Below are 21,430 nucleotides of genomic sequence, written 5' to 3' on the forward strand. Positions count from 1 at the left end.
CGGTGGCGTCCCCCGAGCAGATCTTCCTAAAGTGGGGCAATGCGCACCGAGGAAGTCCTGGCCGCGATCGCGACGGGCCTGTGGCGCTGGGACAACGCAGCCGGCACGGTCACGCTCGACGCGGAGGCGGCCCGGCTCCTCGGCCTGCCTCCCGAGCCCGGCAGCTACCGGGAGTCGGCGGTGCGCTCCCGTTTCCACCCGGTCGACTGGAACGAGATCTACGGGGTGGTGAACCTCGCCGTCGCCGAGGGCAGCCTCGCCGAGGCGCGGCTGCGGATCGTGGACGAGCGCGGGCAGGTCCTGCGGACCGTGCGCAGCCGCTCCAAGCCGGTCCTCCCGACGGGCGAGGACGCCGACAGCGGGGCCTATGTCCTCTACGGCACGCTCCAGGAGGTCGCCGAGCCACAGCCCGGCGCCACCGACGCCGCCCACACGCCGATCACGGGGGACTGGCGGCGGTCCCGGGAGGCGTTCCTGCTGGACGCCGGGCGGGCGCTCGCCGAGGCCCGGTCCACCGCGGAGGTGCTGCGGGTCGCCGGGTCCCTGTCCATGCCCGGCTTCTCCCCGGACGGGCTCGCGGTCTTCGGCTCCGCCGGGGAGCGGCTGACGATCATCGGGCACCACGGGCACAACATCGGGGACGAGGAGCCCTTCACGGACATGCCCCTGGACACCGACTACCCGGCCGCCGAGGTCGTCCGCACCGGCCGGGCGATCTACCTCCCCTCCCCCGACGAGTACCGCCGCCGCTATCCGGCCACCTGGCCGCTCGCCCGGCGCTTCGGGAGGCAGTCCTGGGCCTTCCTGCCCCTGGTCTCGTCCGGCCGCACGATGGGCGCCTGGATGGCGGGGTTCCAGCATCCGGTGGCGTTCTCCCCGGACGAGCGCGCGGTGCTCTCGACGGTCGCCCGGATGCTCGCTCAGGCCCTGGCCCGCGCCGGGGTCGCCGAGACGGAACGCGAGCTGTCGCTGGGGCTCCAGCGCTCGATGATGCCGACCCTGGGACCGGAGATCCCCGGGATGACGGTGGCCGCGCGGTACGTGCCGACCGGGGGCGGGCTCCAGGTGGGCGGCGACTGGTACGACATGATCCCGCTGCCCAACGGCCGTATCGCTCTGGTCATCGGCGACGTCCAGGGCCATGACGTGCGGGCCGCCGGACTGATGGGCCAGCTCCGCATCGCCCTGCGCGCCTACGCGTCCGAGGGGCATCGCCCCGACGCCGTGCTCGCCCGGGCCTCGCGCTTCCTGTCCGGGCTCACCGACGCCTACGAGAGCGTCGAGGGCGACGAGGAACCCGCGGCGCCACGCTTCGCGACCTGCCTGTACGCCGAGGTCGACCCGGAGGCCGGGACCCTGGACATCGCCCGCGCGGGCCACCCCGACCCGGTGGTGATCAGCGCCGACGGGACCGCGGTGATCCGGCAGACGGCCGGTGGGCTGCCGCTCGGGATCGAGACCGACTCCGACTACCCCACCACCCGGGTGGTCCTGGAACCCGGCGAGACGATCATGCTGTGCACGGACGGGCTCATCGAGACCGGCGGGCACGACATGGCGACCGGCTGGACCCGGCTGCGGCCGGTCCTGGAGAAGCCGGTCGAGGACCTGGAACAGCTCGCCGACGCTCTGGTCCAGGCCGTGCACGGGCCGACCTCGCACTACACGACGGGGCCGCTGGCGGACCGGCGGGAGGACGACATCGCGGTCCTGGTGCTGCGGCGCGAGAGCGCCCCGGCCCCGAAGGCGCCGCCGCGCCGCAGCGTCCTGACCATCGCGCAGGCCGAGCCGGAGCGGATCTCGGTGGGGCGGCAGCTGGTACGGGAGTTGCTGCACGACTGGAGCGATCCCGAGCAGGTCGACTCGGCGGTCCTGATGGTCTCCGAGATGGCCACCAACGTGCTCGTCCACACGGACGGGGACGCGCTGATGGTGGCGGAGATCTCCGGCGAGCGGGGCGAGCGGCGGCTGCGGGTCGAGGTCGCCGACGCGAGTGACGAGCTGCCGCACAAGCGGCGGCCGGGCGAGATGGCGTCCAGCGGGCGGGGCCTGGTGCTGATGGAGATGCTGGCGGATGCGTGGGGGGTGGATCCGCGGGGGGAGGGGAAGTCGATCTGGTTCGAGTTGTACGAGTCGGATGAGCCGGGGGAGTTTGCGGGGGCGGCGGTCTCCTGAGTGGGGCGGGCCCCGGGTCCTGGCTCTCCGAAGAGCTCGGGCTCGCCCGCGTAGCGGTTCCGTCCTCAAGCGCCGGACGGGCTGGGAGGGGCGTCCGACGAGCTGGGAGGGGCGGGACGGGCGCCGCCTCCCCCGCGTAGTTCGCCCAGGACGCCGAAGGCCGCCGCGCACAGCGGGACCGCCAGCAGCATGCCCATCAGCCCGGCCACGCTCGCTCCCGCCGTCAGGGCGATCATGATCATCGCGGGGTGCATCTGGACCGTACGGCTCTGGATCACCGGCTGGAGCACATGGCCCTCCAGCACCTGGACCGCGAGGACCACCCCCAGCGCCCACAGGGCGATCACGAACCCCCGGTCGGCCAGCGCGACCAGCACCGCCACCGCGCCGGAGAGGAACGCCCCCAGGTACGGGATGTACGCGCCGACGAAGACCAGCGCGCCGAGCCCCACCGCCCCCGGCACGTCCAGGATCAGCAGACCCACCGTGATGCACACGGCGTCGATCAGGGCGATGAACGTGGTGCCGCGCATGAAGCCCTCGACGGCCTCGAACGCCCGCCGCCCCATGGCCTCCACCAGGTCCCCGGTGCCGCGCGGGGCCACCGTGTGGGCCAGGTTCACCGCCCGGTCCGAGTCGCGCAGGAAGAAGAACGTCAGCAGCAGGGCCAGCACACCGGTCGCCACCAGCGAACCGATCAGGCTGATGCCGCTGAGCAGCCCGCCCGCCGCGCTCGCCCCGAACTTCTCGACCAGGCCCTTGGCGTTGTCGGCCAGATCGTCGACGTCCGTGGCCCCGGCGATGTCGAAGTGGTCGACGACCCACTGGCCCGCGTCCTTGAGCGAGGCGACGATCTGGTCGCCGGAATCGACGAGCGCGGTGACGACGATGTACCCGGCGCCGCCGACCACGGCGACGAGCGCGGCGCAGGTCAGCCCCGCGGCCAGCGAACGGTTGAGGCGGCGCGCGACGAGCCGGCGGTGGACGGGTCCGAGCAGAGCGGTGCCGAGCAGGGCCAGCAGCACCGGGGTGACCGCGGTCTTGAGGGCGACGACCAGCCAGATCGCGACGGCGGCGACGCCCACGACGAGCAGGACCACACCGCACCAGGCGGCGGCGCGGCGGGCGCTGTCGGGCAGGAGGGGCTTGGATGCGGGCACCCTCCCAGCCGATCACGGTGTGCGTCGGCGGGCCCGCCGACGCACACCGTACGGGTGACGGTACGTCACATGCCGTGGACCGCGGGGACCGTACCCAGGCGGCCGGCCTGGAAGTCCTCGAAGGCCTGCTTCAGTTCGGCCTGACTGTTCATCACGAACGGTCCGTAGTGGGCCATCGGCTCGCGGATCGGGCGGCCGCCGAGGAGGACGACCTCCAGGTCCGGGGTGTTGCCGTCCTGCCGCTCGTCCGCGCGGACGGTCAGCGAACCGCCGGTTCCGAACACCGCGGTCTGGCCCATCTCGATCGGGCGGCGCTCCGCGCCGACCGTGCCGCGCCCGGCCAGGACGTACGCGAGGCCGTTGAAGTCCTCGCGCCACGGCAGGGTCACCTCGGCGCCGGGCCGGACGGTGGCGTGGATCATCGTGATCGGGGTGTGGGTGATGCCCGGGCCCTGGTGGCCGTCGAGTTCACCGGCGATGACCCGGAGCAGCGCGCCGCCGTCCGGGGAGGCGAGGAGCTGGACCTCGCCGCCGCGGATGTCCTGGTAGCGCGGGTCCATCATCTTGTCGGCCTTGGGCAGGTTCACCCAGAGCTGGAGGCCGTGGAAGAGGCCGCCGGACAGGACGAGCGACTCCGGCGGGGCCTCGATGTGCAGCAGACCCGAGCCGGCGGTCATCCACTGGGTGTCCCCGTTCTCGATGGTGCCGCCGCCACCGTTGGAGTCCTGGTGGATGAAGGTCCCGTCGATCAGGTACGTGACGGTCTCGAAGCCGCGGTGCGGGTGCCAGGGCGTGCCCTTCGGCTCCCCCGCCGCGTACTCCACCTCACCCATCTGGTCCATCATGATGAACGGGTCGAGGTGCCGGTAGTTGATCCCCGCGAACGCACGGCGGACGGGGAAGCCCTCGCCCTCGAAGCCGCTGGGCGCGGTCGTGACGGCGAGCACGGGACGGGCCACGGCATCACCCGAAGCGGCCACCTTGGGCAGGGTCAGCGGGTTGTCGACAGTCACTGCGGGCATGCGAGCCACCTCCGGGCGAGTGTTCTGGAATCAATTTAGTTGAATGATGAACATCCTGCAAGGCGCCGCGCATTCCCGGAGGGCGGCCACGACGGGGCGAGGGCCCGCACCGAGTCGGCGCGGGCCCTCGCCCGACAGAAGAAACCGCAGGTCAGTGACGTACGGACACCGAATCCCTACCCGTACATACGGCGCATCGCGAAGTCGACCATCTGCTCGACGGCCTTGGCGTCGAAGACCATCCGGTGGTCACCCTCCATGTCCAGGACGAAGCCGTACCCCGTCGGCAGCAGGTCGATCACCTCGGCCCCGGTGATCACGAAGTACTTCGACTCCTTGCCCGCGTACCGCCGCAGCTCCTTGAGCGTGGTGAACATCGGGATCACCGGCTGCTGCGTGTTGTGCAGCGCCAGGAAGCCGGGGTTGTCGCCGCGGGGGCAGTAGACCTTAGACGTCGCGAAGATCTGCTGGAAGTCCTCGGCGGAGAGGGAGCCGGTGGTGAAGGCCCGGACCGCGTCGGCCAGGGAGGGCGGCGACGGTTCGGGATACAGCGGCTGCTCCCCGTAGCCGCCGCCCATCTGACCCATCTGGCCCATCTGACCCATCTGCTGCTGAGCACCAGGGTTCTGGTCGTAGCCGTACATGCTGCAAAGAGTAATCGGACACATCTACGGCTTGAGGGGTTGCGCCTTATTACTGACGGGTAGCATCATCGGAGAGGTCAGCTGATAGACCTACGCCTGCCTGTCGCCCGACCCGCATCACTCCCCGGGGCGCTGTGGCGCCACTGCTATTGATTACGGAGCCTTCCCATGGGGCACTACAAGTCGAATCTCCGCGACATCGAGTTCAACCTGTTCGAGGTCCTCGGGCGCGACAAGGTGTACGGCACCGGTCCGTTCGGTGAGATGGACGTCGACACCGCGAAGAGCATCCTGGACGAGGTCGCCCGCCTCGCGGAGAACGAGCTCGCCGACTCCTTCGCCGACGCCGACCGCAACCCGCCGGTCTTCGATCCGGAGACCAAGACCGCTCCGGTCCCGGCGAGCTTCAAGAAGTCGTACCAGGCCTTCATGGACTCCGAGTACTGGCGTCTGGGCCTGCCCGAGGAGATCGGCGGCACCACCTCCCCGCGCTCCCTGATCTGGGGCTACGCGGAACTGCTGCTCGGCTCGAACCCGGCCGTGTGGATGTACTCCTCCGGCCCGGCCTTCGCCGGCATCCTCTTCGACGAGGGCAACGAGGAGCAGAAGAAGATCGCGGAGATCGCCGTCGAGAAGCAGTGGGGCTCGACGATGGTGCTGACCGAGCCGGACGCCGGCTCGGACGTCGGTGCCGGCCGGACGAAGGCCGTGCAGCAGGAGGACGGCTCCTGGCACATCGAGGGTGTGAAGCGCTTCATCACCTCGGGCGAGCACGACATGTCCGAGAACATCATCCACTACGTGCTGGCCCGCCCCGAGGGCGCCGGACCGGGCACCAAGGGCCTCTCGCTCTTCATGGTCCCGAAGTTCCACTTCGACTGGACGACCGGCGAGCTGGGCGAGCGCAACGGCGTGTACGCGACGAACGTCGAGCACAAGATGGGCCTCAAGGCGTCCAACACCTGCGAGATGACGTTCGGCGACCAGCACCCCGCCAAGGGCTGGCTGATCGGCGACAAGCACGACGGCATCCGCCAGATGTTCCGCATCATCGAGTTCGCCCGGATGATGGTCGGCACGAAGGCCATCGCCACCCTCTCCACGGGCTACCTGAACGCCCTGGAGTACGCCAAGGAGCGCGTCCAGGGTCCGGACCTGGCTAACTTCATGGACAAGACCGCGCCCAAGGTCACCATCACGCACCACCCCGACGTGCGCCGCTCGCTCATGACGCAGAAGGCGTACGCCGAGGGCATGCGCTCCCTCGTCCTCTACACCGCCTCCGTCCAGGACGCGATCCAGGAGCAGGAGGCCGCGGGCGAGGACGCCAAGGCGCTGAACGGTCTCAACGACCTGCTGCTGCCGATCGTGAAGGGCTACGGCTCCGAGAAGTCCTACGAGCAGCTCGCGCAGTCGCTCCAGACCTTCGGCGGCTCCGGCTACCTCCAGGAGTACCCGGTCGAGCAGTACATCCGGGACGCCAAGATCGACACCCTCTACGAGGGCACCACCGCGATCCAGGGCCAGGACTTCTTCTTCCGGAAGATCGTCCGCGACCAGGGCGCCTCGCTCAACACGCTCTCCGAGGAGATCAAGAAGTTCCTCGCGGGCGCCCAGGGCAACGAGGAGCTGGCCCCGGCGCTGGACTCCCTCGCCAAGGCCGCCGTGGACCTGGAGGCGATCGTCGGCACGATGATCACCGACCTCACCGCGACCGGCGAGGACGTCAAGAACATCTACAAGGTCGGCCTCAACACGACCCGCCTGCTGATGGCCTCCGGCGATGTCGTCGTCGGTTACCTGCTGCTCAAGGGCGCGGCCGTGGCGGCCGACAAGCTGCCGACCGCCTCCGCGAAGGACGTGCCCTTCTACCAGGGCAAGATCGCCGCCGCGAAGTTCTTCGCCGCGAACGTCCTGCCGGGCGTCTCGACCGAGCGCGCGCTCGCCGAGTCGATCGACAACTCGCTGATGGAGCTGGACGAGGCCGCCTTCTAGGACCTCTCGGCCGCTCAGCACATCCGACAGCGCCGCCGCCCGGAGACCGTCCGGGCGGCGGCGCTGTCGCACGGTCGGCGGACCGGGGGCGACGGGCCGGTGACCGCGCGGTCACCGGATACCGGACCCCCGGTCCTCGTTACAGTGAAGAACATGAGTTCCCCTCTCCGGTTCGACCGTGCGCACACCGATGACCTGATGACCTTCCTGGCGGCCAGCCCGTCCCCGTACCACGCCGTGGCCAACGCCGCCGCCCGGCTGGAGGAGGCCGGCTTCCGGCAGGTCGAGGAGACCGCCGCGTGGGACGGTTCCGCGGGCGGGAAGTACGTGCTGCGCGGCGGGGCGATCGTCGCCTGGTACGTGCCGGAGGGCGCGCAGGCGCACACCCCGTTCCGGATCGCGGGGGCGCACACCGACTCCCCGAACCTCCGGGTGAAGCCGCTGCCCGACACCGGGGCGCACGGCTGGCGCCAGATCGCCGTCGAGGTCTACGGCGGGACCCTGCTCAACACCTGGCTCGACCGGGATCTGGGTCTGGCCGGGCGGATCTCGCTGCGCGACGGCACCCACCGGCTGGTCAACATCGACCGGGCCCTGCTGCGGGTGCCGCAGCTGGCCGTCCACCTGGACCGGTCGGCCAACACCGAGGGGCTCAAGCTCGACCGCCAGAAGCACATGCAGCCGATCTGGGGACTCGGCGATGTGGAAGAGGGCGGCCTGATCCGCTTCGTCGCCCAGGAGGCGGGGGTCGACGCGGAGGACGTCACCGGCTGGGACCTGATGCCGCACGCCATCGAGCCGCCCTCCTACCTGGGCCGGGACCGGGAGCTGGTGGCCGGGCCCCGGATGGACAACCTCCTCTCGGTGCACGCCGCGACCGCCGCCCTGGCCGCCGTCGCCGGCCGGCCCGACGCCGACATCCCGTACATCCCGGTGCTCGCGGCCTTCGACCACGAGGAGAACGGCTCGCAGTCCGACACCGGCGCCGACGGGCCGCTGCTGGGCTCGGTGCTGGAGCGCTCGGTGTTCGCGCGCGGTGGCACGTACGAGGACCGCGCCCGCGCCTTCGCCGGGACCGTCTGCCTCTCCTCCGACACCGGCCACGCCGTGCACCCCAACTACGCGGAGCGGCACGACCCGACGCACCATCCGGTCGCCAACGGCGGGCCGATCCTCAAGGTGAACGTCAACATGCGGTACGCCACCGACGGCAGCGGCCGCGCGGTGTTCGCCGCGGCCTGCGAGAAGGCGGGCGTGCCGTGGCAGAGCTTCGTGTCCAACAACGCGATGCCCTGCGGCACGACCATCGGGCCGATCACCGCCGCCCGGCACGGCATCCAGACCGTGGACATCGGCGTGGCGATCCTCTCGATGCACAGCGCCCGCGAGCTGTGCGGGGCTGACGACCCGTATCTGCTGGCAAACGCGCTCACCGCGTTCCTGGCCGGCTGACCGGATACTCCAACCCCCTCCGCGCACATGGTTGTTGCCGGGCCGGGTACGCGAGTCGTACACCGGCCCGGACTCACCGGGCGGTCGAGGAGGCGGAATTCATGGGACTCGGAGGATGCATTCTCCTGATCGGTGCGGGCGCGATCCTGGCGTTCGCCACCGACTGGAAGATGGACACCGTCAATGTCGACCTGGTCGGCTGGATCATGATGCTCGTCGGTCTCGTCGGGGTCTTCGTCTATATGAGCATCGCGCGGCGCCGCCGGATGGTCGTGCCGCCCACCACCACCGTCGTCCAGGACGACGAGCAGCGCTACCGCTGACGACCTGCGGCGACCGCTCTGCGTCGGCCCTGCGGGGAGCTCGATATCCTGGGACGGATCCCACGCCCCCACCGTGGGTGCGTACCGCCCGGAAGAGGAGCCGTTCGTGGAGTTCCGGCTGCTCGGCACGGTCTCCGTCGAAACACTCACCGGGCCGCTGCCGCTGGGGCCCGCCAAGCGCCGCAGCCTGCTCGCCGCGCTCTTGCTGTCCGCCAACACCCCGGTCTCCGTGACCCGTCTGACGGACTCCCTCTGGGACGACACACCACCGCTGCAGGCCCGCGGCGTGATCCAGGGACATGTGTCGCGGCTGCGCGCCCTGTTGGTGGGTGCGGACGCGGAGGCCTACGGGGTCGAGCTGGCCACGCTCGGCGACGCGTACGTCCTGCGGGTCCCGGAGACACTGATCGACGCGCAGCGGTTCGAGGAACTGCTGATGCTGGCGCGGGAACAGCGCGGCCCGGCGGACACCGTGCTGATGCTGAAGGAGGCCCTGTCGCTGTGGCAGGGCCCGGCCCTCAGCGGGGCGTTCACCGGGCCGCCGCTCCGGGCGGCCGCGCACTCCCTGGAGGAGTCGCGGCTGGCGACGGTCGAGCACCTGGCCCGTACGTACGGGGTGCTCGGCGAGCACCACCGGGCCGCGGCCCTGCTGGCGGCGGAGACCGCGGCTCATCCGCTGCGCGAGTCGCTGGCCGCGGAGCTGGTGCTGGCGCTGTACCGGGCGGGACGCCAGTCGGAGGCGCTGGACCGTTTCCACCGTACGAGGCGGCTCCTCGCCGACGAGCTGGGCATCGACCCGGGCCACGAACTGGCCGACGCGTACGCGCTGATCCTGCGGGGTGACCCGGGGAGCGGCGGGGCGGGGCCGAGGCCGGGGCCCGTGGCGGCTCCGGCCGGTATCCGGGCCCCGTCCCCGGCCCGTCCGGCGGCCTCGGTCGGCGCCGCGCCCCCGGCCGGTGCGGCGGCCCCGGACCCGGCCTCCGCCGGTCCGTCCGGTGCCGCCGGTGACGTGCCCGCGCGCGGTGGCGGTGCGGTGGCGTCCCAAGCCGCGCTGCGCCCGTCGTCTGTCGCACCCGCGCCGCACCCCGGAGAACCGCTCCCCGTCGACCTGCTCCCCCGGGCGCCGCGCGGCTTCCACGGACGGGGCGCCGAACTGGCCGCGCTCACGCGGGCGGCGGCGGGCGAGGCGCCCGTCTGCCTGGTCACGGGCCCGGCCGGGGTCGGCAAGACCGCGCTGGCGCTCCAGTGGGCGCACCGCAGCGGCGCGCTCTTCCCGGACGGCCGTCTCTTCGCCGATCTGCGCGGGTTCAGCGAGGCAGGCGAGAGCGCGCTCATCGACGTCCTGCGGGAGTTCCTGCTCGCGCTCGGCGTCGCGCCGCGCCGGGTCCCGGAGTCCGCCCCGGCAGCCGCCGCGCTCTTCCGCTCACTGACCGACCGGCGCCGCGTGCTGGTCGTCCTCGACAACGCCCGTGACTCCGCCACCGTCCGGGCACTGCTGCCGGGCGGCAGCGACTGCGTCACGCTGGTCACCAGCCGGCACCGGCTGGAGGGGCTCATCGCCTCGGACGCCGCCCGGCCCGTCCCCCTCGACACGCTGGAGGCCGACGACGGCACGGCGCTGCTCGCCGGGGTGCTGGGGGAGGAGCGGGTGCTCGCCGAGCCGGTGGCGGCCCGCCGCCTCGCCGAACTCTGCGGCGGGCTGCCACTCGCGCTGCGCGTCACCGCGGCCCGGCTGGCGGGACGGCCGCGCTGGACGCTGGCCGCCCTCGCCGACGAACTGGCAGACGAGCGGGGCCGGCTGGCGTATCTCGACGTGGACGACACGGGCGTCGCGGCCGCGCTGCGGCTGACCGTCCAGCACCTGCCACCGGAGGCCGTCCACCAGTTCGCTCGGCTCGGGCACCATCCCGGCGGCCATGTCGACCCGTACGCGGCCGCCGCGCTCGCGGGGACGGATCCGGTCGCCGCGGCGGCCGCGCTGGAGCGCCTCGCCGCCGCCCACCTCGTCGCCGAGACCGCTCCGGGCCGGTGGATCCTGCACGACCTGGTGCGCCTGTACGCCCGCGGCCTCGACCCGGCGTCCGCGCACGAGGCTCTCACCGGCGTGCTCGACCACTGCATCGCCACCGCGCTGGCCGCCGCCGACACGGCGGAGCCCGGCGGCGAGCCGTGCTTCGTGCTCCCGGACGGCTACCGCGAGCCCGCCGCCGTACGGGACTTCGCCGACCGTGCGGAAGCGATGCGCTGGCTGGCGGCCGAGCGCGAGAACCTGGCGCTGGCCGCCGTGGCGGCGCGGGAGGCGGGGCTGGCGGACCGGACCTGGCGGATCATCCTGCTCCAGTGGCCGCAGGTGGTGTGGCGGGTACGGGACAACTGGGCGCCCCTGCTGGAGCTGGCCCTGGAAGCGGCTCGCGCCGGGAAGGACGCGTACGCCGAGTCGCGGGTGCTCACCCTGCTGGGCTGGGTGCTGACGGAGGAGGGCCGGACATCGGAGGCCGCCGCCGTGCTGGAGCGCTCGCCGGTGCTCGCCCGCGAGGCCGGCGACCCGCTGGGCGAGGCGACCGCGCTGATCAACCTGGCCGTCGTCCAGGCCGAACTGGGCGAGTCGGCCACCGCGACGGAGAACTGCACCCGCGCCGTGGAGCTGGCCCGCGAGGAGGAGGACCGGCACACCGAAATGCTCGCGCTCCAGCACCTGGCACGGATGCAGCTCACCGCGAACCGCCCGCGGGAGGCGCTGGCCTGTGCGCGGACCGCGCTCGACCTGGGCCCCGAGCACGAGGAAGCGGTGCGCCGGTCGCTGCTGCTGGCGGTCTGCGGCGAGGCGCGCCTCGCGCTGGGCGAGGAGGAGGACGGCATCCGGCTGCTGGACCGGGCCGCGCGGGAGGCGGAGGAGGCCGGTTACGACGACGGGGCCGTACGGGCGCTGGAGGCGCTGCTGCGGGTGTCGGCGCGGACGGAGTACCGCCGGCGGTACGACGAGGCGCTCCGGCGACTCACCGCCGAGGGCTGACACGCTGACCGGGTGTGTCGTCGCCGCCCCGGGCATCAGCCGTACGTCAGCGGGACGGCAGCGATACGTGAGCGGCGGCGGGCAGAGTCGATCCCGTCAGCAGTTCGCGGGCAGGGCGCCTCGACCGGGCGTCCGCCTCACCGTCTCCCCGGGGGAATCTCCATGCGTACCTTCCGCAACCGCGCCACCGTCCTGGCCGCCGCGACCACGGCCGCTCTCGCGCTCACCCTCACCGCCTGTGGGGACAACGGTTCCGGCACCCGCTCGGAGGGCGTGGCCGAGAAGTCGGTGACCGCCGCCGCGTCGCCCGCCGAGTCCGGGAAGGGCGCCGGGGCTGAGAAGGCAGCCGACGACGCGGCAGGGACCGGCACCACGAGTGCCATCGGCACCGCTCGGCCGGCGGGCGCGGCCAAGAGCTCCGGCGGCTCCGGAACCACCGGCGGCACGTCCGCCAAGACCTCCGTCGCCCTCTGCACGGCGCAGGGCCTGAGGATCACCGCCGAGCGTCAGGACGGCCCGCCCTACACCCACCTGACGCTGTCCGCGAAGAACACCTCCGGCGCGAGCTGCGAGATGAAGGAGTACCCGCACATCCACTTCCTGGACAACGCGCGGGGCATCGTCCCGCCCGTCGCCAAGAGCAAGCCGCAGACCCCGGTGGTCCTGGAGCCCGGTCAGTCCGCCTATGCCGCTGTGCGCATGTCCGAGGGCGGCCGGAAGGAGACCACCGAGACGGTGAAGGAGTTCACGGTCACGCTGAAGGCCAACGGCGGCGGCATGGCGGTCGTGAAGTCGCCCGCCGCCGAGGGCCTTGCCGTCAACCCGCAGAAGTGGGCCACCGGTTACTGGACCACCGAGCTGCGCAACGGCGCCGACGAGTTCTGATCCGTCAGGCGGTCACGAAGGGCTGTCCATCCCGGCGAGCACCAGCGCCAGCCGGGTTTCACCCTCCGCGGTGACGCGGACCGGCACCCCCCAGTCCTGCTGGTGCACATGGCAGGCCGGGTACTCGTTGGCCGGGTCGTCGTCGCAGGACGCCGCCATCGCGGAGACGTGCAGCACGCCCTCCGTGACCCCGTCCGCGAGGACCAGATCTCGCCCGAGGTCGGTCCCCGCGCCGGAGCCGTCCGCCAGCAGCTCGGGCGGGGTGGCCGAGACCAGGAGCCGGGTCGAGGGCCCGTAGCGGGTGTCCAGCTTCTGCCCCGCGGGCGCCTGGAAGACCACGTCGAGGCGGAGGGTGCCCGGGGCGATGCCGGTCGCGGTCCGCTGGGTGCGGTGCGCCTGGTCGGCGACCTGGACCGCCTCCTCGGGCAGCCGGAGGCGGGTCAGCCGGTGGCGGGCCGACTCGACGACGACGAGATCGCCGTCGACCAGCACCGCGTCGCTGGGCTCGCGGACATCGGTGGCCAGCGTGGTGACCTCGCCGGACGCCGGGTCGTACCGGCGCAGGGCGTGGTTGTACGTGTCGCTGATCGCGACGGACCCGTCGGGCAGCGCGGTGACGCCGATCGGGTGCTGCAGGAGCGCCTGCTCGGCGGCTCCGTCGCGGTGGCCGAAGTCGAAGAGACCGGTGCCGACGGCGGTGTGGACGTGCTCGTCCCGGTCGACCCAGCGCAGTGCGGAGGTCTCCGAGTCGGCGACCCAGAGCCGCTCCCCGTCGGCGGAGACGGCGAGCCCGGACGGCTGGGCGAACCAGGCCTCGGCGGCCGGCCCGTCGACCAGGCCCTCGTTGGTGGTCCCGGCGGCCACGCGTACGGTCGCGCTCTGCGGGTCGTACGTCCACAGCTGGTGCACGCCCGCCATGGCGATCCACAGCCGGTCGCCGAACCAGGCGAGATCCCACGGCGAGGAGAGGTCCACCTCACGCGCCGGGCCGCTGGTCGGGGTCCCCTGCCACCACTGGCGGCCGGTCCCGGCGAGGGTGCTGGTCACCCCGGTCGTCAGGTCCAGGGCGCGGACGGAGTGGTTGACGGTGTCCGCGACGGCGATGCGGCCGTCCGGGAGCGCGGCGAGCCCCTGGGGTTCGCTGAACCGGGCCTCGTCCGGGCCGCCGTCGCTCAACCCGCGTTCGCCGGTGCCGAAGTGGCGTCGTACGGTCTCGCCGTCGGCGTCCAGCTCGACCAGGCGGTGCCGGGTGGTGTCGGAGACCAGGAAGCCGCCGTCCGGCAGGAGCAGCGCCTTGCCGGGGAAGCGCAGATGCGTGGCGACGGGTTCGGGCGCGACGTAGGGGCCGTCACCGCGGCGGAGCGTGCCCTTGGCCCCGTGCTCGGCCTCCAGCTCCTCGACGAGCTTCTCGATGGCGTGCGCGTGGCCCTCGCCCGCGTGCTGGGCGACGACATAGCCCTCGGGGTCGATCACGACGAGCGTCGGCCAGGCGCGGACGGCGTACTGCTTCCAGGTGGCCAGCTCGGGGTCGTCGAGGACGGGGTGGTGGACCTCGTAGCGTTCGACGGCGTCGACGACGGCCTGGTGCTCGGCCTCGTGGACGAACTTGGGCGAGTGGACGCCGATGATCACCACGGTGTCGCGGTGCTTCTCCTCCAGCTCGCGCAGCTCGTCCAGGACATGCAGACAGTTCACACAGCAGAACGTCCAGAAATCGAGGATGACGATGCGTCCTCGCAGGTCAGCGAGGGTGTACTGCTGGTCGCCTGTATTGAGCCAGCCGCCCTTGCCGATGAGTTCGGGGGCGCGGACGCGTGCACGTGTTGCCATGTCACCAGTCAACACCGTCCCGGCCTGCGCGCATTCCGCCGGGGCCCGGGGGAACCTGTGCCCCATGAGACTTCTCGTACGTGAGCGGCTGTTCGCCATCGGCGACGACTACTGGATCGAGGACGACGGGGGGCGGAAGGTCTTCCTGGTCGACGGCAAGGCGATGCGGCTGCGCGACACCTTCGAGCTGAAGGACGCCGACGGCCGGGTCCTGGTCGAGCTGCGGCAGAAGCTGGTCAGCCTGCGCGACACGATGCTCATCGAGCGCGGCGGCGAGGAGCTGGCCAAGGTCAAGCGCAAGCGGCTGTCGCTGCTCCGCAACCACTACCGGGTCACGCTGGTGGACGGTACGGAGCTGGATGTCAGCGGCAAGATCCTGGACCGCGAGTTCGCCATCGAGTACGACGGTGAGCTGCTGGCCCAGATCTCGCGCCGCTGGCTGACGCTCCGGGACACGTACGGCATCGACGTCGTCCGGGACGACGCCGACACCGCGCTGCTCATCGCTGTGGCGATGTGCGTGATCGTCTTGGCGGACAAGGACAACGAGGGCTGACCGCCCACGCGCGGCGGCCCGTTGTTTCACGTGAAACGTGAACGGAGGCCGCCGGGATCCCTCAGAACGCCGTCGGGCTCCGTCAGAGCGGTGACGTGAGTCCCAGGCGGCGGTCCTTCAGCGCCGGGAACTGCTCCCGGGTCGCGCGCACCTTGTCCGCGTCCAGATCGACGGTCAGGATCTCCTCGTCCGCGCCCGCCTGGGCCAGCACCTCGCCCCAGGGGTCGACGACGATGCTGTGGCCGGCCTGCTGGATGTCGCCGTGGGTGCCCGCCGTGCCGACGGCGAGCACGTACGCCTGGTTCTCCACCGCGCGGGCCTGCGCCAGGAGCGTCCAGTGGGAGCGGCGGCGCTCCGGCCAGCCCGCCGCGACGACGAGCGTCTCGGCGCCCGCGTCGACGAGCCCCCGGAACTGCTCGGGGAAGCGGAGGTCGTAGCAGGTGGCGAGGCCCAGGGTGGTGTCCGGCAGGGCGACGGTCACCAGCTCCTCGCCCGCGCCCATCATCACCGCCTCGCCCTGGTCGAAGCCGAAGCGGTGGATCTTGCGGTAGACGGCCGTGCGCTCGCCCTCGGGCGAGAAGACCAGACTGGTGTTGTAGAGGGTGCCGTCGCCCGCGCGCTCGACGAAGGAGCCCGCGTGCAGCCAGACACCGGCCTCGGCCGCCGCCTTCGCCATCGCCTCGTGCGTGGGGCCCTCCAGCGGCTCGGCCTCCGCCTCGAAGGCGGTGTAGGCGAACGCCCCGACCGGCCAGAGTTCGGGGAGGACCACCAGGTCGGCGCCGCGCTGGGCGACCACCAGGGACGCCGCTCGCGCCCTGCGGGCCTCGACGGATTCGTCCGGGTCTACTGCGATCTGGATGAGGGAGGCGCGCACACTACCACCGTCCTGGCATTCAAGCCGTCAACACGGGCCTACGATCGTCACACGAAAGCACTGCCGGGGTGCCTGCTCGCAGCGTAACTTAGCGGTCGAACCTCCCACGCAGCTCGCCGACAGTGCCGTCAGAGCCGGCCCACCCGCCAGCACTCCCTGCTCTCTCCAGCCCATGCACCGCAGAACCGCACGAGGGGTCCCGTGACCGTCCATCCCAGCCTCCAGCCCTACACCGACGCCGCGACCCACTCCATCGAGGCGATAGCCGAGCTGGTGAAGCCCCTCGCCGAGAGCGAGTGGAACCGCCGCACGCCCTGCCCGGGGTGGTCGGTGCGCGACATCGTGTCGCACGTCATCGGCATGGAGTGCGAGATGCTCGGCGATCCCCGGCCGATCCACACCCTGCCGCGCGACCTCTACCACGTACAGAGCGACTTCGCCCGCTACATGGAGATGCAGGTCGACGTCCGGCGGCACCACACCTCCCCGGAGATCACCGCCGAGCTGGAGTACGTCCTCATCCGCCGGGCCCGCCAGATCCGCAACGAGTCGCGCAGCCCCGAGACCAAGGTCCGCGCGCCCCTGGGAGCCGAGCAGACCCTCGAAACGGCCCTGAACCTGCGGGCCTTCGACGTGTGGGTGCACGAGCAGGACCTGCGCACGACGCTCGGACAGCCGGGCAACCTGGACTCCCCCGGCTCCCTGATCACCCGGGACATGCTGCTCGCCGCACTGCCGAAGGTGGTCGCCAAGAGCGCGGGCGCGCCCGCCAACTCGGCGGTCGTCTTCGACGTGCACGGCCCGGTGGAGTTCCTGCGGACGGTCCGCGTCGACGCGGAGGGCCGCGGTTCGATCGACGGCGCGCCGTCGCTGGGCCCCGCCGTGACGCTGTCGCTGGACTGGGAGACGTACGTCCGCCTCGCCTGCGGCCGGGTCCGTCACGCGGCCGTCGCCGACCGGATCAAGGTCGAGGGCGACCAGGAGCTGGCCACGGCGATCCTGGACAACTTCGCCGTGACCCCGTGACTCCGTTACCGCTTCACGGGCACGTGCCCGCGCGCCGGGGTGAGGGCTACGCGGGCACGTGCACGGCCTCGACACGGCTGACCACGTGGTGCTCGCGTTCCCTGAGGGCCGCCCGTCGGCGCAGCCGCAGGATCTGGGCGACGCCGAACGCCTCCAGGACGAAGACCGAGGCGAACGCGGCGCGGTAGTTGTCGCCGGTGGCGTCCAGCAGGACCCCGACGGCCAGCAGGGTGGTCATCGAGGCGACGAACCCGCCCATGTTGACGATGCCGGAGGCGGTGCCCTGACGCTCGGGCGGGTTGGCCGGGCGGGCGAAGTCGAAGCCGACCATCGAGGCCGGTCCGCAGGCGCCCAGCACCAGGCACAGGACGATCAGCAGCCACATCGGCGTGTGATCGGCCGGGTAGAAGATCGCGGACGCCCAGAGCAGGGCCGTCGTTGCCACCGTGCCGAGCGCGATCGGGGCCCGCGCCTCGTGGTGGCGGGCGATGATCTGCCCGTAGACGAGCCCCACCGCCATGTTGGACAGCACCACCAGGGTGAGCAGCGTGCCCGCCGTGCCCCGGCTCAGCTCCTGCGCCTCGACCAGGAACGGCATCCCCCACAGCAGCAGGAACACCATCGCCGGGAACTGGGTGGTGAAGTGCACCCACATCCCGAGCCGGGTCCCCGGCTCCCGCCAGGCGGCGGCGATCTGCCGGCGGACGTACGCGGCCCCGGCGTGTTCGGCGGGCGGCGGCTCGTGGCCCTCGGGGTGGTCCTTCAGGAAGAGCAGGAGCGGCACCAGCACCACGGCGCCCGCCAGCGAACTGCCCACGAACGTCGTGGTCCAGCCGTAGCTGTGCAGCGCCCGCGCGATGAACAGCGTCGAGACGAGGTTGCCCGCCATCCCGAACAGCGCGGCGACCTGCCCGATCAGCGGTCCGCGCCGGGCCGGGAACCAGCGGCTGCCGAGCCGCAGCACGCTGATGAACGTCATCGCGTCGCCGCAGCCGAGCAGGGCGCGTGCGGCCAGCGCCATCCCGTACGAGGGGGAGAGCGCGAAACCGAGCTGTCCGACGGTGAACAGCACGACCCCGAAAGTGAGGACCTTCTTGGTGCCGAGCCGGTCGACCATCAGCCCGACGGGTATCTGCATGCCCGCGTAGACCAGGAGCTGGAGGATGGAGAAGGTGGAGAGCGCCGAGGCGTTGACGTCGAACCGGTCGGCGGCGTCGAGTCCGGCGACGCCCAGGCTCGTACGGAAGGTGATCGCGACGAAGTAGACGGCGACGCCGATGCCCCAGACCCAGGCGGCACGCCGGCCGCCGGGCGGGTCACCGGGCAGGGAGAGCGTGGGGGCGGCCGAACTCACCGGCCCTCACCCCGCACCAGCTCCCGCACCCGGCCGACATGGCGGCGCACGACCAGGGCCGCCCCGTCGGCGTCCCCGGCCCGGATCGCCTCCAGCAGCTCACCGTGCTCGGTGATGTTGGCCTCGATCCTGCCCGGGTGCGCCTCCATCACCGCGACGCCCATGCGCAGCTGACGGTCGCGCAGCTGGTCGTAGAGGCGCGAGAGGATCTCGTTGCCCGCGTATTTGACGATCTCGGCGTGGAAACAGCGGTCCGTGACGGCCACCGCCGCCAGATCGCCGGCCTCCGCCAGCTGCCGCTGCTCCTCCAGGAGCTGTTCCAGGCGCTGGATCAGCTGCGGGGATGCGGGCACGGTCTTGCGCGCCGCGAACTCCTCCACCAGCAGCCGGGTCTCCACCACGTCCCTGATCTCCTGTGCGGAGACGGCGAGGACCAGCGCGCCCTTCTTCGGGTAGAGCTTGATCAGCCCCTCGACCTCCAGCCGCAGCAGCGCCTCGCGCACGGGCGTCCGCGAGACCCCGACCGCGTCCGCCAGATCCCCTTCGGTGAGCAGCGTCCCGCCCTCGTAACGCCGGTCCAGGACGGCTTCCTTGATGTGCGTGTAGACCCGCTCGGCGGCGGGCGGGCGCTTGAGGGACGAGGGCGTGGACCGTACGGGGGCGGCGGAAGCGGCAGGCATGCGCACAGCATAGATACAACATGCACGCATAGGGACCGGCGTCCGGATGGTGGACCTCCGGCACCGACTGCTGATGACACGCCCCCTCGGCCCCTCGCCGGCCCGCCGGGACGCCCTCGCCCGCCGGATACGGCTGCTGGTCGCCGCCACCACGGCATCGCGGTCAGGACGGACGCGAGGCGTGGCGCGGCGAGAGCCGCTGCGCGCCGACGACCCAGGGTCAAGCCTGCGCAAAATCACCCGTTCGGTAAGACATCCATTGCCTTTCCTCAGGAGTCTCATCCACCGAGCGGCACCCTTATGTGGCCGCATATCAGGGGCATTCGGGAGCGTTCAGTTGAAAACCAGCATCAAGTACATCAATCGCGTCTCCGTCACGGCCACCGTGACGCTCACCGCCGGTGCGGTGCTCGCGGGCAGCGCCTTCGCCTCCACGGCTCACGCCGCCGCGCCGCCGGCTCCGAAGATCGTCGCCAAGGGCGGCTTCCTGATGAACGACGGCACCGGGAAGACCCTCTTCACCAAGTCCGCGGACACCCGCCGGGCCACCGGTTCGACCACGAAGATCATGACGGCGCTGGTCGTCCTGTCCCAGAAGAACGTGAACCTGAATTCCAAGGTCACGATCCAGAAGGCGTACAGCGACTACATCGTCTCGAAGAACGCCTCGTCCGCCCGGCTCATCGTGGGCGACAAGGTGACGGTGGGCCAGCTCCTCTACGGCCTGATGCTCCCCTCCGGCTGCGACGCGGCGTACGCCCTGGCCGACAAGTTCGGCTCCGGCAAGACCCGGGGCGCCCGGGTGAAGTCGTTCATCGGCAAGATGAACGACACCGCGAAGAGCCTGAAGCTGAAGAACACCCGCTTCGACTCGTTCGACGGGATCGGGAACGGCAACAACTACTCGACCCCCCGTGACCTGACGAAGATCGCCGGCAAGGCGATGAAGAACTCCACGTTCCGCTCCGTCGTCAAGACCAAGTCGACGAAGCAGAAGGTGACCACCAAGAGCGGTGGCTACCGCTACATGTCGTGGACCAACACCAACAAGCTGCTCAGCAGCTACAGCGGCGCGACCGGTGTCAAGACCGGCTCCGGCCCGACCGCCAAGTACTGCCTGGTCTTCGCGGCGACCCGCAAGGGCAAGACGGTCATCGGCACGGTCCTGACGTCGACCTCCGAGGCGAACCGCACCGCCGACGCGAAGAAGATCATGGACTACGGCTTCAAGCTCTAAGGCCGCCTGCCCGCGGACAGACGAAATGCCCGGTGGGCCCGCGCGGTCGTCGCGCGGGCCCGCACTTCACGGGCTCACGGACAGATCTTCGCCCTGCCCGCGTACATCCTTGTGGGCCACTCATGAGTCTCGTATCGGGGCCTCTCCATATTCCAGCCCCTCAATGCATTCGCGAACTCGGAGCGTTCATTGATATCGAGCCACACGACCCGCCCCAAGGCCGGTCACAAGGCCCGCGGCAAGCGCCTGCGCAACACTGTTGTAGCAGCCGTCGTATCCGGTGGCGTGATGCTTGGGGTCACGCCCCTCACGTCGCCCGCCCACGCCGCTGCCGCCCTGCCGACCCTCAGCGCCAAGGGCGCGTTCCTGCAGGACAGGGCGACCGGCGCCAAGAAGTACGGCAAGGCCGCCGACATCAAGCGGCAGATGGCCAGCACCACCAAGGTCATGACGGCCGCCGTCGTCCTCAACACCCCCGGCGTCGATCTGTCCCGCAAGGTGACCATCTCGCAGACCTACCGTGACTACGTCACGGCCCAGGGCGCCAGCACGGCGGATCTGAGGTCCGGCGACAAGGCGACGGTCCGCCAGCTGCTCCACGCCCTGATGCTTCCGTCCGGCTGCGACGCGGCATACGCACTGGCCGACACGTTCGGCGTTGGCTCCACCCGGGCCGCCCGGACCAAGCAGTTCATCGGCCAGATGAACGCCAAAGCCGCATCGCTCGGGATGACCAACACCAAGTTCGACTCGTTCGACGGCATTTCGGCGGCCGGGGACAACTACTCGACCCCGCGCGATCTCGCGCAGCTCGCCAGCTACGCGATGCGGGGCTCGACGCTGCGCGGCATCATGAGCACCACCACGTACGTGGCCCCCGTGGCGACCAGCACCGGCGCGGTGCGCACGTACACCTGGTACAACACCAACAAGCTGCTCGGCTCCTACAGCGGCGCCGTCGGCATCAAGACCGGTACCGGCACCGCGGCCGGTCCCTGCCTCATCTTCGCCGCCACCCGGGGCGACAAGACATACGTCGGTGTCATCCTGAACGGCACCGACCGCTACAACGACGCGGCCAAGCTGCTGGACTACGGCTTCGGCTCCTCCACCGCGTCGACCATGAAGCTGCGCACGCTGCCCCAGGGCGCACAGCGCGACTGATCCGTCACCGGGCACCCCGGCCCGACACGACAGCACGACA

General features: G+C 71.5%; 17 protein-coding genes. 10 read left to right on the forward strand and 7 right to left on the reverse strand.

Translation table 11 applies throughout. The features are described from left to right. The first annotated feature begins 39 nt into the window (after positions 1–39). Complete coding sequence (locus tag RNL97_RS15905) at positions 40–2,175, forward strand: ATP-binding SpoIIE family protein phosphatase (protein ID WP_030585786.1); 2,136 nt, start codon at positions 40–42, stop codon at positions 2,173–2,175. Positions 2,176–2,240: 65 nt separating this feature from the next. On the opposite strand, the gene RNL97_RS15910 is transcribed toward RNL97_RS15905, so the two are convergent. The 3 genes from RNL97_RS15910 to RNL97_RS15920 all read right to left on the reverse strand — a co-directional run bounded on the left by RNL97_RS15910 (position 2,241) and on the right by RNL97_RS15920 (position 5,001). Beyond that, on the reverse strand, positions 2,241–3,335 hold the full coding sequence (locus RNL97_RS15910; protein ID WP_030585787.1) for an AI-2E family transporter: 1,095 nt from the start codon (positions 3,333–3,335) through the stop codon (positions 2,241–2,243). A 65-nt stretch (positions 3,336–3,400) separates the two neighbouring features. Further along, positions 3,401–4,357, reverse strand: a complete 957-nt coding sequence (locus tag RNL97_RS15915) for a pirin family protein (RefSeq protein ID WP_030585789.1) — start codon at positions 4,355–4,357, stop codon at positions 3,401–3,403. Between the two features lie 176 nt (positions 4,358–4,533). Next, positions 4,534–5,001, reverse strand: coding sequence for an SseB family protein (locus tag RNL97_RS15920; protein ID WP_006125898.1), 468 nt, complete (start codon positions 4,999–5,001; stop codon positions 4,534–4,536). A 168-nt stretch (positions 5,002–5,169) separates the two neighbouring features. On the opposite strand from RNL97_RS15920, the gene RNL97_RS15925 reads away from it, so the two are divergent. The 5 genes from RNL97_RS15925 to RNL97_RS15945 all read left to right on the forward strand — a co-directional run bounded on the left by RNL97_RS15925 (position 5,170) and on the right by RNL97_RS15945 (position 12,669). Beyond that, the gene (locus RNL97_RS15925) at positions 5,170–6,996 is read left to right on the forward strand and encodes an acyl-CoA dehydrogenase (protein ID WP_030585792.1); all 1,827 of its coding nucleotides are present in this window, start codon (positions 5,170–5,172) and stop codon (positions 6,994–6,996) included. A gap of 153 nt (positions 6,997–7,149) precedes the next feature. Further along, positions 7,150–8,448, forward strand: coding sequence for a M18 family aminopeptidase (locus tag RNL97_RS15930; RefSeq protein ID WP_030585796.1), 1,299 nt, complete (start codon positions 7,150–7,152; stop codon positions 8,446–8,448). Positions 8,449–8,549: 101 nt separating this feature from the next. Beyond that, positions 8,550–8,771, forward strand: a complete 222-nt coding sequence (locus RNL97_RS15935; protein WP_030585799.1) for a DUF6458 family protein — start codon at positions 8,550–8,552, stop codon at positions 8,769–8,771. A gap of 106 nt (positions 8,772–8,877) precedes the next feature. Continuing rightward, a complete protein-coding gene (locus RNL97_RS15940; protein WP_313751634.1) occupies positions 8,878–11,784 on the forward strand; it encodes an AfsR/SARP family transcriptional regulator in 2,907 nt (968 codons plus the stop codon). A 162-nt stretch (positions 11,785–11,946) separates the two neighbouring features. Further along, a complete protein-coding gene (locus RNL97_RS15945) occupies positions 11,947–12,669 on the forward strand; it encodes a DUF4232 domain-containing protein (RefSeq protein ID WP_030585804.1) in 723 nt (240 codons plus the stop codon). A gap of 12 nt (positions 12,670–12,681) precedes the next feature. Here the strand turns inward: RNL97_RS15945 and RNL97_RS15950 are convergent, their stop codons facing one another. Next, a complete protein-coding gene (locus tag RNL97_RS15950; RefSeq protein WP_030585807.1) occupies positions 12,682–14,499 on the reverse strand; it encodes an NHL domain-containing thioredoxin family protein in 1,818 nt (605 codons plus the stop codon). A 64-nt stretch (positions 14,500–14,563) separates the two neighbouring features. On the opposite strand from RNL97_RS15950, the gene RNL97_RS15955 reads away from it, so the two are divergent. Continuing rightward, a complete protein-coding gene (locus RNL97_RS15955; RefSeq protein WP_313750849.1) occupies positions 14,564–15,055 on the forward strand; it encodes an LURP-one-related/scramblase family protein in 492 nt (163 codons plus the stop codon). Between the two features lie 82 nt (positions 15,056–15,137). Here the strand turns inward: RNL97_RS15955 and RNL97_RS15960 are convergent, their stop codons facing one another. Next, positions 15,138–15,929, reverse strand: a complete 792-nt coding sequence (locus tag RNL97_RS15960) for a carbon-nitrogen family hydrolase (RefSeq protein WP_030585813.1) — start codon at positions 15,927–15,929, stop codon at positions 15,138–15,140. Positions 15,930–16,130: 201 nt separating this feature from the next. Here RNL97_RS15960 and RNL97_RS15965 point away from each other — a divergent pair, with 201 nt between their 5' ends. Then, the gene (locus RNL97_RS15965; RefSeq protein WP_030585815.1) at positions 16,131–16,955 is read left to right on the forward strand and encodes a maleylpyruvate isomerase family mycothiol-dependent enzyme; all 825 of its coding nucleotides are present in this window, start codon (positions 16,131–16,133) and stop codon (positions 16,953–16,955) included. 46 nt (positions 16,956–17,001) lie between these two features. Here RNL97_RS15965 and RNL97_RS15970 read toward each other — a convergent pair whose 3' ends face one another. After that, the gene (locus RNL97_RS15970; protein WP_030585817.1) at positions 17,002–18,309 is read right to left on the reverse strand and encodes an MFS transporter; all 1,308 of its coding nucleotides are present in this window, start codon (positions 18,307–18,309) and stop codon (positions 17,002–17,004) included. After that, complete coding sequence (locus tag RNL97_RS15975) at positions 18,306–18,989, reverse strand: GntR family transcriptional regulator (RefSeq protein WP_313750850.1); 684 nt, start codon at positions 18,987–18,989, stop codon at positions 18,306–18,308. Before RNL97_RS15975 ends, RNL97_RS15970 begins: the two co-directional genes overlap by 4 nt. Before the next feature lie 337 nt (positions 18,990–19,326). Here RNL97_RS15975 and RNL97_RS15980 point away from each other — a divergent pair, with 337 nt between their 5' ends. After that, complete coding sequence (locus RNL97_RS15980) at positions 19,327–20,226, forward strand: D-alanyl-D-alanine carboxypeptidase family protein (protein WP_030585820.1); 900 nt, start codon at positions 19,327–19,329, stop codon at positions 20,224–20,226. A gap of 288 nt (positions 20,227–20,514) precedes the next feature. After that, positions 20,515–21,390 carry a D-alanyl-D-alanine carboxypeptidase family protein gene (locus RNL97_RS15985; protein WP_243314386.1) on the forward strand — a complete coding sequence of 292 codons (876 nt, stop codon included), beginning with the start codon at positions 20,515–20,517 and terminating at the stop codon, positions 21,388–21,390. The last annotated feature ends 40 nt before the right edge of the window (positions 21,391–21,430 follow it).

It is taken from the genome of Streptomyces parvus (assembly GCF_032121415.1).
Classification (GTDB): domain Bacteria; phylum Actinomycetota; class Actinomycetes; order Streptomycetales; family Streptomycetaceae; genus Streptomyces; species Streptomyces globisporus_A.